We start from the raw sequence: 12,915 nt of genomic DNA, 5'->3' as shown, positions 1-12,915 counted from the left end.
ACGATCATACTGCGCCCGCACCGGCTGTAAAGCCTGCGGTTGGCGTTTTTTTGTGCGCCGGACTGCGTTTTTCATCATCCATCCCCGTTCCTATTCCATACCCAGCTCTTTAAGCTTGCGGGTGAGGGTATTGCGCCCCCAGCCCAGCAGGCGCGCGGCTTCCTGTTTGTGCCCCTGGGTATGGCGCAGGGCGGTGGTGAGCAGCGTGCGCTCCATTTCCGGCTGGGCTTCCGACAGCAGGTTTTGATGACCGGAACGCAGCGCGCGATCGGCCCACTGCGCCAGCAGCGTGGCCCAGCTGTCCGGCAGACTGTGGCTGGGGCTCTCCGGCGCGGCGGTTTCGAACAGCTCACCCGGCAGATCCTGAATCAGCACTTCCTGCCCGGCGGCCATCACCGTCAGCCAGCGGCAGGTGTTCTCCAACTGGCGCACGTTGCCCGGCCAGGGCAGGCGGGTCAGCGCAGTTTCGGTTTCCGGATGCAGGTTCTTGGCCTCGACGCCCAGCTCTTTGGCGGCGATCTGCAGGAAGTGGCGCGCCAGCCGCGGGATGTCTTCACGGCGCTCGCGCAGCGGCGGCAGGTGTACGCGGATCACGTTCAGGCGGTGGAACAGATCCTCGCGGAACTTGCCTTCCTGTACCCGCAGCTCCAGGTTCTGGTGCGTGGCGGCGATGATGCGCACGTCGACCTTCACCGGCGCATAGCCGCCGACCCGGTAGAACTGGCCGTCCGCCAGCACCCGCAGCAGGCGCGTTTGCACGTCGAGCGGCATATCGCCGATCTCGTCGAGGAACAGCGTGCCGCCGTCGGCCTGTTCAAAGCGCCCCTGGCGGATTTGGTTAGCGCCGGTGAAGGCGCCTTTCTCGTGGCCGAACAGCTCGGACTCGATCAGATCCTTGGGGATGGCAGCCATGTTCAGGGCGATGAACGGCGACTTGGCGCGCGGGCTGTGGCGGTGCAGCGCATGCGCCACCAGCTCCTTGCCGGTGCCGGATTCGCCGTTGATCAGCACGCTGATCGACGAACGCGAGAGCCGGCCGATGATGCGAAACACGTCCTGCATCGCCGGCGCCTCGCCGATGATGTCCGCCGCCGGATCGCTGGCCGGCTGGCTGCGCACCGGCTGCTGCTGTTCCTGATAATGGCTGATGGCGCGCTCGACCAGCGCCACCGCTTCGTCGATGTCGAACGGCTTCGGCAGGTAGTCGAAGGCCCCTTGCTGATAAGCGCTGACGGCGGCGTCCAAATCCGAATGCGCGGTCATGATGATCACCGGCAGCATCGGGTGACGCTGTTTGATCTGCTTGAGCAGCGCCAGACCATCAATGCCCGGCATGCGGATATCGGACAGCAGCACGTCGGGGGTTTGCGTGGCCAAGGCTTCCAGCACGTCATTGCCGCCTTCGAAGGTGGCGCAGCTCAGGCCCGCGCCGGTGAGCGCGCGCTCAAGCACCCAGCGGATGGAGCTATCGTCATCGACGATCCAGACTATCCCTCGTTGCATTGCAAACCTCACTGACGAATGGGCAGGTAGACCGAGAATTCGGTATGACCTGGCCAACTGTTGAATTCAATTTTTCCGCAATGCTGATCGATCAGATTGCGGGCGATGGATAATCCCAGGCCGGTACCGCCTTCACGGCCGCTGACCATCGGGTAGAACAGCGTGTCCTGCAGCTGCGCCGGCACGCCGGGGCCGTCGTCTTCGACGTCGATGCGCGCCGCCAGTCGGTAGCGGGTACCGTGCAACGTAATCTGAAACGCGGTGCGGGTGCGCAGCGTGATGGTGCCGCCCGCCTCGCCCAGCGCCTGCAGCGCATTGCGGGTGATGTTCAGCAGCACCTGTTCTATCTGATCCGGGTCATGAGCCATTTCCGGCAGACTCGGATCGTAGTCGCGCACCAGCGTGACGTTATCCGGCATTTCCAGCGACACCAGTTGGCAGACGCGCTCCGCGACCTGATGAATGCTCTGGGTAATATGCTGGCCGGGCCGCTGCGGCCCGAGCAGACGATCCACCAGATTGCGCAGCCGATCGGCCTGCTCAATGATCACCTTGGTGTATTCGGTCAGCGCCGGATCGGGCAGCGCCTTGGCCAGCAGCTGCGCCGCGCCCCGCAGGCCGCCCAGCGGGTTTTTGATTTCGTGCGCCAAACCGCGCACCAGATCGCGGGCTGCTACCTGTTGGGCATGCTGCAGCTGTTCCTGGCTCAGGCGGCGCTGATTGTCCATCGGCGCCAGTTCGACCAGGATATAGCCTTCCGGCAGCGCCTGAGCGGTCAGGGAAAGGATATGCGCGCGGCCGTCGACCACCAGGGTCACTTCGTTATCGGTGAAGCCCTGCCCGGCGCGCAGGCTTTCGCGCATCAAAGAGACGTTCAGCGAAAAATAACCGAGCAAATCGGGCAGCGGCGTACCGAACAGCTTGCGGGAGCTTTGCGCCAGCAGCTGCTGTGCCGCCGGGTTGGCGTAGTGAACCGCCAGTGAGTCATCCAACAGCAGGATGCTGTTGATGAGTGAATTGAGGATCTGCCCAGCATCGGGCAGCTTGCCAGTTGCCATACAGCAGACTCCTGCACCTTTTTAGTGCATCTATCCTACTCCATCCGGGATCGACACGGTATGGAATAGTTTTGCAGAAAATACGGTGGAGAAAAAAACCCATCCGAAGATGGGCTGAAAGTTTCCACGGCAACAAAAAAGCGATAACAAAAATTGTGGGCGCCGTCCGCCAGGGCAGACGGCGCGGGTAGAACTTAGACGCTGTAGTACAGTTCGAACTCGACCGGGTGTGGCGTCATGCGAATGCGGTCCATCTCTTCTTTGCGCAGTTCGATGTAGGCATCGATCGCATCGTCGGTGAACACGCCGCCGCGGGTCAGGAACTCGCGGTCTTCGTTCAGTGCGGCCATCGCCTCGTCCAGCGAGCCGGCCACTTTTGGGATCTCGGCTTCTTCTTCCGGCGGCAGGTCGTACAGGTTTTTGTCCATGGCGTCGCCAGGGTGGATCTTGTTGATGATGCCGTCCAGGCCGGCCATCAGCAGCGCGGCGAAGCACAGGTATGGGTTAGCCGCCGGATCCGGGAAGCGGGCTTCGATGCGGCGCGCTTTCGGGCTGGCGACCACCGGGATACGGATGGACGCGGAGCGGTTACGGGCGGAGTAAGCCAGCATCACCGGCGCTTCGTAGCCCGGCACCAGACGTTTGTACGAGTTGGTGGTCGGGTTGGCCAGCGCGTTGATCGCCTTGGCGTGCTTGATGATGCCGCCGATGTAGAACAGCGCGGTTTCAGACAGGCCGCCGTATTTGTCGCCGGCGAACAGGTTGGTGCCGTTCTTGGACAGCGACATGTGGCAGTGCATGCCGGAACCGTTGTCGCCGAACATAGGCTTCGGCATGAAGGTTGCGGTTTTACCAAAGGCGTGCGCCACGTTGTGCACTACGTACTTGTAGATCTGAATTTCGTCGGCTTTCTTGGTCATGGTGTTGAAGCGGGTCGCCACTTCGTTCTGACCGGCGGTCGCCACTTCGTGGTGGTGCGCTTCAACCACCAGGCCCATCTCTTCCATGGTCAGACACATGGTGGAACGCAGATCCTGCGAAGAGTCGACCGGTGGAACCGGGAAGTAACCGCCTTTCACCGCCGGACGGTGGCCTTTGTTGCCGCCGTCGTATTTTGTGCCGGAGTTCCAGGCGCCTTCGATATCGTCGATCGCCACGTGGGAACCGCGGATGCTGCTGCCGAAGCGGATGTCGTCGAACAGGAAGAACTCAGGCTCTGGCCCGAACAGCACGGTGTCCGCGATGCCGGAGGAGCGCAGGAAGTCTTCGGCGCGTTTGGAAATGGAGCGCGGGTCGCGATCGTAGCCTTGCATGGTGCCCGGCTCGAGAATGTCGCAGCGAATAATCAGCGTAGGTTCTTCGAAGAACGGATCCAGAACCGCCGTGCTGGCGTCCGGCATCAGCACCATGTCAGATTCGTTGATGCCCTTCCAACCACCGATAGAGGAGCCGTCAAACATTTTACCTTCTTCGAAGAAGTCGGCGTTTACCTGGTGAGCCGGGATAGTCACGTGCTGTTCCTTACCCTTGGTGTCAGTGAAACGCAGGTCTACGAATTTCACTTCATGCTCATTCAGCATCGTCAAAACGTGTTCAGCGGACATACTTAACTCTCCCGGTTTATCATTGTCGTCGTCGTGGAACGAATCTGTGGAACTGGCTTTTTTTCGCCTTGAAAAGACTAAAGCGAAAAGCGTGCCAACTTTTAAAAAAGGCTTTCATCGCCTTTCTGCGCGGGTTTTACCCAACCCCAGTATGCACCATCAGTGATAAATTGCACCGAAGTGGTGCAATCGGAGTGAGTGAGGGCACTGAAATGGTGCAAAAGTGCAACGATTGCGGCTTTTTGCACCGTGAAAGGGATCACAAACTGACCGGTACGCGGTTGTTTATAAGAGATGGTTGTGATCTTGTTTAGTCCCTCGCTTAATACGTGTACAATAGCGCGCTATTTCTAATGCCCGAGGCAAAGCTGTGATCGAAAATTTGCGTAACATCGCCATTATTGCCCACGTTGACCATGGTAAAACCACCCTGGTTGATAAGCTGCTGCAACAATCCGGTACTTTCGGAGAGCGTGCGGAAGCCACCGAACGCGTAATGGACTCCAACGATTTGGAGAAAGAGCGTGGGATTACCATCCTCGCAAAAAACACCGCCATTAATTGGAACGGTTACCGCATCAACATCGTGGATACCCCAGGACACGCCGACTTCGGCGGCGAGGTAGAGCGCGTGATGTCGATGGTTGACTCGGTGCTGCTGGTTGTGGATGCAATGGATGGCCCTATGCCGCAAACCCGCTTCGTGACCAAGAAGGCCTTCGCCAATGGTCTGAAGCCGATCGTGGTCATCAACAAGGTTGACCGCCCTGGCGCGCGCCCTGACTGGGTTGTGGATCAGGTGTTCGACCTGTTCGTGAACCTCGATGCGACCGACGAGCAGCTCGACTTCCCGATCATCTACGCTTCTGCGCTGAACGGCATCGCCGGCGTCGACCACACCGACATGGCGGAAGACATGACCCCGCTGTATCAGGCGATCGTCGACCACGTGTCTGCGCCGCAGGTTGAGCTGGAAGCGCCATTCCAGATGCAGATCTCCCAGTTGGACTACAACAACTACCTGGGCGTTATCGGCATCGGCCGCATCAAGCGCGGTAAAGTGAAGCCGAACCAGCAGGTCACCATCATCGACAGCGAAGGCAAAACTCGCAACGGTAAAGTGGGTAAAGTGCTGGGTCACCTGGGTCTGGAGCGTATCGACAGCACCCTGGCGGAAGCGGGCGACATCATCGCCATCACCGGCCTGGGCGAGCTGAACATCTCCGACACCATCTGCGACACCAACGCCGTAGAAGCGCTGCCGGCGCTGTCCGTCGACGAACCGACCGTCACCATGTTCTTCAACGTCAACACCTCGCCGTTCTGCGGTAAAGAAGGCAAGTACGTGACGTCGCGTCAGATCCTTGACCGTCTGAACAAAGAGCTGGTGCACAACGTGGCGCTGCGCGTTGAAGAAACCGACGATGCGGACGCCTTCCGCGTATCCGGTCGTGGCGAGCTGCACCTGTCGGTGCTGATCGAAAACATGCGCCGTGAAGGTTTCGAGTTGGCGGTTTCCCGTCCGAAAGTTATCTTCCGCGAAATCGATGGCCGCAAGCAGGAGCCATTCGAGAACGTGACGCTGGATATCGAAGAGCAGCATCAGGGTTCCGTGATGCAGGCGATGGGCGAGCGTAAAGCCGACCTGAAAAACATGGATCCGGACGGTAAGGGCCGCGTGCGTCTCGACTACGTGATCCCAAGCCGCGGTCTGATCGGCTTCCGTAACGAATTCATGACCATGACTTCGGGTACCGGTCTGCTGTACTCCACCTTCAGCCACTACGACGACGTGCGTCCGGGCGAAGTGGGCCAGCGTCAGAACGGCGTGCTGATCTCCAACGGCCAGGGCAAAGCGGTCGCGTTCGCGCTGTTCGGCCTGCAGGATCGCGGCAAGCTGTTCCTGGGCCACGGTGCGGAAGTGTATGAAGGCCAGATCATCGGTATTCACTCACGTTCCAACGACCTGACCGTAAACTGCCTGACCGGTAAGAAGCTGACCAACATGCGTGCTTCCGGTACTGACGAAGCGACTACCCTGGTTCCGGCCATCAAAATGACCCTGGAGCAAGCTCTGGAGTTCATCGATGACGACGAACTGGTAGAAGTGACGCCAACCTCGATCCGTATCCGTAAGCGTCACCTGACGGAAAACGATCGTAAGCGTGCCAGCCGCGGTCCAAAAGACGCTTAATCGCTGATTGAGTGTCTCATGCTTAGGGCGCGGTTCTCGCGCCCTGAGTTTTTTCCTCTGTTGTTCCCCGTTTGTGCGGCGCGCTATGCGCTTTTCCGTTCGCTCCCTGTTCAGCTGTTCCTTTTCCCGCTACAGTGAAATCTCACCGGCCCATCAGGAGAGGACTATGCTGTATATCTTTGATTTAGGTAATGTGATCGTCGATATCGATTTCAAGCGTGTGCTGGGCGTGTGGAGCAATTTGAGCGGCACGCCGTTGGCGGTGCTGTCCGATCGTTTCGCCATGGGTGAGGTGTTCCAGCAACATGAGCGCGGTGAAATCAGCGACGAAGACTTCGCCGGCAAGCTGTGCGATGAAATGGGCATCGCGCTCAGCTTCGAACAATTCGCCACCGGCTGGCAGGCGGTATTCGTCGCGCTGCGCCCGGAAGTGATCGACATCATGCAGCGCCTGCGCAACGAAGGCCACCGGGTGGTGGTGCTGTCGAACACCAACCGTCTGCACTGCAACTACTGGCCGCAGCACTATCCTGAAGTGGCCGCCGCCGCCGATCATCTCTATTTGTCGCAAGATCTCGGCATGCGCAAGCCGGAGGCCGATATCTATCAACATGTGCTGGCCGCGGAAAACACCGCCGCCGCAGACGCGGTGTTCTTCGACGATCACCCGGCGAACGTCCTCGCCGCGCAGGCGCTGGGGATCAAGACGGTGCACGTCACCGATCGCGACGTGGTGCCGGCCTATTTTGCCCAATGAGCGCAGGGCGCGTTAAGCTTAAGGCGTATCAACGGACATCAAGGAGTGACCATGTCGTTTTTCCGCCGCAAGAAGCTGCCCCCTGCGATTAAGCCCGGCGTTACTTTTGGGCGTTTGCTGTACCAGCGCATCGACAACGATGGCCTGACGATGCTGGCGGGCCATCTCGCGTATGTTTCTCTGCTGTCGCTGGTGCCGTTGGTCACCGTGGTGTTCGCGCTGTTCGCCGCTTTCCCGATGTTTGCCGACATCAGCGAACAGCTGAAGCGCTTTGTTTTTGCCAATTTCGTGCCGGCCGCCGGCAATGTGATCCAGAACTACCTGGAGCAGTTCGTCGCCAACTCCAACAAGATGACCGCCGTCGGCACCTGCGGGCTGATTGTCACCGCGCTATTGTTGATCTCCTCGGTGGACAGCGTGCTGAACACCATCTGGCGCAGCAAGAACAAACGGCCGATCGTCTTCTCCTTCGCCGTGTACTGGATGGTGCTGACGCTGGGGCCGCTGCTGGTGGGCGCCAGCATGGCCATCAGCTCCTACCTGCTGTCGCTCAACTGGCTGGCGCAGACCGGGGTTAACGGGCTGGTGGATCAGGTGCTACGCATTTTCCCGCTGATTTTGTCGTGCATCTCCTTCTGGCTGCTGTATTGCATCGTGCCGACGGTGCGCGTGCCGCCCAAAGACGCGCTGATCGGCGCGGTGGTGGCCGGATTGCTGTTCGAGCTGGGCAAGAAGGGATTCGCGCTGTACGTCACCATGTTCCCTTCCTATCAGCTGATTTACGGCGTGCTGGCGGTGATCCCGATTTTATTCCTGTGGGTCTACTGGAGCTGGTGTATCGTGTTACTCGGCGCGGAAATCACCGTGACCATCGGCGAATACCGCGACTACCGCCGGCAGAAGGCGGAGCAACAGGAACCAAAACCAGAAGGGCAGCAGGAATGATTGCGTTGATTCAACGGGTGTTAAACGCCAGCGTCACGGTAGGTGGCGAGACGGTAGGCAAAATTGGCCCCGGTTTGTTAGTGTTATTGGGCGTGGAGCAGGGCGATAACGAGCAAAAAGCGCAGCGCCTGTGCGAACGCGTGTTGGGATACCGCATTTTCGGCGACGAGAACGACAAGATGAACCTCAACGTCCAGCAGGCCGGGGGCAGCGTGCTGGTCGTTTCGCAGTTCACCCTGGCGGCGGACACCCAGAAGGGCATGCGGCCCAGCTTCTCGCGCGGCGCCGCGCCTTTGGTCGCCGATCGGTTGTATCAATATTTTGTTGGCCAATGCCGCGAACGCGGCGTAGAGACCCAGACCGGCGAGTTCGCCGCCGACATGCAGGTGGCGCTGGTCAACGATGGTCCGGTGACATTCTGGCTACAGGTCTAAGCATTCGGAGAACAGGCGTCTATGTATCACCTACGAGTACCCGTAACAGAGCAAGAACTGAAGGAATATTACCAGTTTCGCTGGGAAATGCTGCGCAAGCCGCTGCACCAGCCGGTGGGTTCGGAAAAGGATGCCTATGACGCCATGGCCCATCACCAAATGGTGGTGGACGAGGCCGGTAAAATCGTCGCCATTGGGCGGCTGTACATCAATGCCGACAACGAGGCGGCGATCCGTTTTCTGGCGGTAGACCCGACGTTGCAGGATAAAGGGCTCGGGACGCTGGTAGCGATAACGCTGGAGTCCGTCGCGCGGCAGGAAGGCGTGAAGCGGGTGGTGTGCAGCGCCCGTGAAGACGCGGTGGATTTCTTCGCCAAGCTGGGGTTCGTCAATCAGGGCGAGATCACCGCGCCGCAGACCACCCCGATCCGTCACTTCTTGATGATTAAACCGGTAGCGACGCTGGACGATATCCTGCATCGCCCCGACTGGTGCGGCCAATTGCAGCAGGCCTGGTATGAACATATCCCGCTGAGCGAAAAGATGGGCGTGCGCATCAGCCAATACACCGGCCAGCGCTTCGTCACCACCATGCCGGAGATCGGCAACCAGAATCCGCACCATACGCTGTTTGCCGGCAGCCTGTTCTCACTGGCGACGCTGACCGCCTGGGGGCTGATTTGGCTGCTGTTGCGCGAGCGCCATCTCGGCGGCACCATCATTCTGGCGGACGCGCACATTCGCTACAGCAAACCGATCACCGGCAGGCCGCGGGCGGTGGCGGATCTTGGTTCGCTGAGCGGCGACTTGGCGCGTCTGGCGCGCGGCCGCCGCGCGCGCGTGCACGCCGAAGTGCATCTGTTCGGCGATGAGGATAAGGGCGCGGTGTTCGAAGGCACTTACATGGTGTTGCCGGCCGAGCCGGATGTGCCGCTGGATCAGGGCGGCTCTGAAGCGCTGGAGGAGTAAGGCGGCGGCCCTGCCCTGAGGGCGGGCCGCGCAGTGCATTACGGCAGCTGTTGGTTCACCGTCTGGCCGTCGCCGGCGGTGGCTTGCAGAGTCCCCTTCAATGAAGCTTTGAACGGCCCGTCGCTGTTCAGCAGCCCTTTCAACTGCAGCTCAAGGTTGCCGTCGCCCGTCAGCGGCACCGGCTGCCATCCCCATTGCTGCAAGGTATTGAGCGGTACCGAGCGGCCGTGCAGCATCAGCTGGAACGGCTTGCCCGGCAACTGATCGACGGTCGCTTTGGCCTCAAGCAACCCATTAGGCATGAAGGCGCTGAGTTCGGTGACGGCGATCTGGCTGGCGTCGGCGTTCAGCGCCAGCGAAGGGCGCCGCACGTCGATCTTGTTGAAGGTCGCCTCGCTGCCGTTCAGGTTCAGCGAACCGGACCATATGCCCCACTGGTGGTCGCGCGCCAGCAGCAGGTTGCTGCCGTAACCGTCCAGCGCGGTGATCTGGAACGGGAATGCCGGGTTGATATCGATAATCAGATTGCGGTTGGTGGTCAGCTTGGTGACGTACACCTCGGCCAGCCAGTCCGGCAGCGGTTTCAGCCACAGCTCGCGCCAGTCGATAGGCAGGGTGTACTCCAGCGCCGCCATGGCCACTTCATCCAGCTGCAGGCGTTTGCCGGCGCGCAGCCAATTGCCGGAGGTGCGCAGCAGCCCGCCTTCCCAACGGGTGGTGAACTGCTGAATGGCGATGCCGGCGGAGGAGAGGCGCAGGGTGGCGATCGGGTCGATCAGATGGAAACCGCCGTTGATCACATCACTGGCATTGACGTTGAGTGAGCCGTCTTCGCTGCGCCAATCGCCTTTTTCGATGCTGACGTTTTGCAGCGACAGATCGAGATCGTTAAACGCCCACGCCTTGCCTTCCAGGCGCGCGTCGATCAGATCGAAACGCTTGAGGGTGACCGGCGGCAGGGCGGTAAAGCGCCGCATGAATTCCGCCAACGTCATCGGGGTCTGCAGGCGCACGCCGCTCAGCCGCAGGCGATCCACCTGCCAACTGCCGTCGGCGGCGCGGCTGGCTACGCCGGTCAGGTCGCCCTGCGCCAGATCGGCGCCGAAATTGTTCAACAGCAGCTGACCCTGCTTTTGCTCCCCCTGCACCAACACCTTCGAAGCGGGGATGCCGTTCAGCGTCATCGAACCGGCGCTGAACTGGAACTGATTGTTGTCCCCCAGCAGATGGCCGGCCAGCGGGCGCCACGGCGTGATGCCGGCATTGACCTGCTGCGCGTTGAGCTGCCACGCGTTATCGTTGGATTGCAGCGCCATGTTGCTCAGTTGCAGCACGTCGGCCTGTACAGGCAGCGCCGCAGTCTGCGGCTGCACGTTCAGCGTGCCGTCACGCAGCGTGACGCTGTGGAAATAGCGCGGTTCGGTGATTTGGCGCAGGCTGAGGCCGAGATCGACGCGTTTGGCGACCAGCGCCTGCGGCTGGCCGCTGCGCGCCAGCCGCACGTCTTCCAGAGCGATCTGGTCCGGTTGGCGCCACGAATGGGTGATTTTTCCTATCGACAGGCGGTATTCGCTGTTGTCGCTGATCCAGGCGCTCAGGCGGCCTGCCGCCCAGCGGGTTTGCCCGACCAGGTACAGCAGCACCACCGCCAGCACGATCAGCAGCAGCAACGTCAGCAACAGCTTTCCGATAAATTTCATCGTCTACATCCGCATCGGTCAAAAAAGATACCCTGTTTATGCCGCAATTGGCTGGGCATCTCAAGGGCAATGGTCTGATAGACAATAAAAAACGGCCGCAAGCGGCCGTTTGAACGCCAATGGGCGGGTTACTTTTTCTCGTGTTCCTGCGGAAACACCAGGTTCAGCACGATGGCGGTAATGCCGCCGGCGGCGATGCCGGAAGAGAGCAGGGTTTTCAGCCAGTCCGGCGCGAACTGCAGGATCAGCGGCTGCTGGGAGACGCCCATGCCGACGGCCAGCGACAGCGCCATGATCATGATGGCGCGGCGGTTCAGGCGCTCGCGCGACACGATGCGCACGCCGGAGGCGGCGATGGTGCCGAACATCACGATGGTCGCGCCGCCCAGTACCGGCTCGGGGATGTGCTGCACGAAGCCGGCCACCGCCGGGAACAGCCCCAGCGCGATCAGCATCAGCGCCACCACGAAGCCGACATAGCGGCTGGCGACGCCGGTTAGCTGGATCACGCCGTTGTTCTGGCCGAAGCAGGAGTTGGGGAAGGTGTTGAACACCGCCGACAGCATCGAGTTCAGGCCGTTGGCCAGTACGCCGCCCTTCAGGCGCTTCATGTACAGCGGCCCGCTGACAGGCTGTTCGGAGACGTCGGAAGTGGCGGTGATGTCGCCGATGGTTTCCAGCGAGGTGACCATAAAGATCAGCATCAGCGGCAGCAGCAGGTTCCAGTCGAAGCCCAGGCCGTAATAGAGCGGCGTGGGGATGGTGATCGCCGCCGTTGGAGCTGCCGGTGCGTCGGCGGGCAGCATGTCCATCGCCCAGGCCAACAGATAGCCGACCGCCATGGCGATCACCAGCGAAGCGACGCGCAGGTAAGGGTTGCGCTGGCGGTTCAGCAGGATGATGACCGCCAGCACCGCGCCGGCCAGCAGCAGGTTTTTCGGTGAGCCGAAGCTGTGATCGTTCATCGCGGCATAACCGCCGCCGATCGAGGTCAGACCGACCTGAATCAGCGACAGGCCAATGATCATCACCACGATGCCGGAAACCAGCGGGGTGATGATGCGGCGCGCCAGATGCAGCACGCGCGACAGTAAAATTTCGGTGCAAGAAGCGACCATCAGGGTGCCGAACAGCGCGGCCATCATGGTCGGCACGTCGGCGCCGCCGTTTTTCAGCGCCAGACCGCCCATGATCAGCGGCGAAACGAAATTGAAGCTGGTGCCCTGAATCGACAACAGCCCGGAACCCACCGGTCCCCAGGTTTTGATTTGCAGAATGGAAGCCAGACCGGAGGCGAACAGCGACATGCTGATGATGTGCTGGGTATCCTGTGCTGGCAGGCCCAGCGCCTGGCAGATCAGCAGAGCCGGTGTGATCACCGCGACGAACATCGCCAGCAGATGCTGGCCGGCGGCAAACAGCGTTTGCGGCAGCGGCGGGCGATCTTCCAGGCGATAAATCAGTTCACTGGCGCGGGGTTCTGAGGCGGCTTGGCGCGCGGCATCAAGCTCGGAGGATGACATGCTCATGGTGTGGCGTTTCCAGATACGGCAAAGCAGGCATTTTAATGCCCCGCCCCGCAAAAGCAAACGGTTGCGCGCAAATATTATGTTGCCGACTTTCTCGTTTATGTCGCATTTTCATTCATTTTTTCTTGTCATCTCAGCGTTTTTTACTTCTAATCCTGCACTCATCAAGTTTAAAAACTAAGTGGTTTTCTATAACTTATTATTTTTATTTGGATCTTTTCC

At 60.4% G+C, this 12,915-nt stretch carries 10 protein-coding genes; 5 read left to right on the top strand and 5 right to left on the bottom strand.

Going from position 1 to position 12,915, the window contains the following annotated elements; translation table 11 throughout:
• Positions 1-90: 90 nt before the first annotated feature.
• The 3 genes from glnG to glnA form a co-directional block, all read right to left on the bottom strand.
• Entirely contained in the window at positions 91-1,503 is a 1,413-nt protein-coding gene (gene glnG / locus J0F90_RS24110) for a nitrogen regulation protein NR(I) (RefSeq protein WP_015379452.1), read from the bottom strand.
• An 8-nt stretch (positions 1,504-1,511) separates the two neighbouring features.
• Positions 1,512-2,561, bottom strand: coding sequence for a nitrogen regulation protein NR(II) (glnL, locus tag J0F90_RS24105; RefSeq protein WP_004931246.1), 1,050 nt, complete (start codon positions 2,559-2,561; stop codon positions 1,512-1,514).
• A 194-nt stretch (positions 2,562-2,755) separates the two neighbouring features.
• On the bottom strand, positions 2,756-4,165 hold the full coding sequence (glnA, locus tag J0F90_RS24100; RefSeq protein ID WP_004931244.1) for a glutamate--ammonia ligase: 1,410 nt from the start codon (positions 4,163-4,165) through the stop codon (positions 2,756-2,758).
• Positions 4,166-4,535: 370 nt separating this feature from the next.
• Between glnA and typA the strand changes: the two genes are divergently transcribed.
• From typA to fabY, 5 genes are all read left to right on the top strand, one after another.
• The gene (typA, locus tag J0F90_RS24095; protein WP_004931243.1) at positions 4,536-6,359 is read left to right on the top strand and encodes a ribosome-dependent GTPase TypA; all 1,824 of its coding nucleotides are present in this window, start codon (positions 4,536-4,538) and stop codon (positions 6,357-6,359) included.
• Positions 6,360-6,525: 166 nt separating this feature from the next.
• Positions 6,526-7,116 (top strand): glucose-1-phosphatase, encoded by a 591-nt coding sequence (gene yihX / locus J0F90_RS24090; RefSeq protein WP_004931242.1) that lies wholly within the window; start codon positions 6,526-6,528, stop codon positions 7,114-7,116.
• 51 nt (positions 7,117-7,167) lie between these two features.
• The gene (locus J0F90_RS24085; RefSeq protein WP_016929643.1) at positions 7,168-8,061 is read left to right on the top strand and encodes a virulence factor BrkB family protein; all 894 of its coding nucleotides are present in this window, start codon (positions 7,168-7,170) and stop codon (positions 8,059-8,061) included.
• The gene (gene dtd / locus J0F90_RS24080; protein ID WP_016929644.1) at positions 8,058-8,495 is read left to right on the top strand and encodes a D-aminoacyl-tRNA deacylase; all 438 of its coding nucleotides are present in this window, start codon (positions 8,058-8,060) and stop codon (positions 8,493-8,495) included. The genes J0F90_RS24085 and dtd overlap by 4 nt, the downstream gene beginning before the upstream one ends.
• 21 nt (positions 8,496-8,516) lie before the next feature.
• Complete coding sequence (gene fabY, locus J0F90_RS24075; protein ID WP_025304711.1) at positions 8,517-9,464, top strand: fatty acid biosynthesis protein FabY; 948 nt, start codon at positions 8,517-8,519, stop codon at positions 9,462-9,464.
• 38 nt (positions 9,465-9,502) lie between these two features.
• On the opposite strand, the gene J0F90_RS24070 is transcribed toward fabY, so the two are convergent.
• Positions 9,503-11,164: an AsmA family protein gene (locus tag J0F90_RS24070; RefSeq protein ID WP_033639120.1), complete on the bottom strand. Its 1,662-nt coding sequence runs from the start codon at positions 11,162-11,164 to the stop codon at positions 9,503-9,505.
• A 128-nt stretch (positions 11,165-11,292) separates the two neighbouring features.
• Positions 11,293-12,693 carry a nucleobase:cation symporter-2 family protein gene (locus J0F90_RS24065; protein ID WP_019452186.1) on the bottom strand — a complete coding sequence of 467 codons (1,401 nt, stop codon included), beginning with the start codon at positions 12,691-12,693 and terminating at the stop codon, positions 11,293-11,295.
• Between the last annotated feature and the right edge of the window lie 222 nt (positions 12,694-12,915).

Source organism: Serratia marcescens subsp. marcescens ATCC 13880 (assembly GCF_017299535.1).
Taxonomy (GTDB): domain Bacteria; phylum Pseudomonadota; class Gammaproteobacteria; order Enterobacterales; family Enterobacteriaceae; genus Serratia; species Serratia marcescens.
This window is presented reverse-complemented; position numbering and strand designations above follow the sequence as displayed.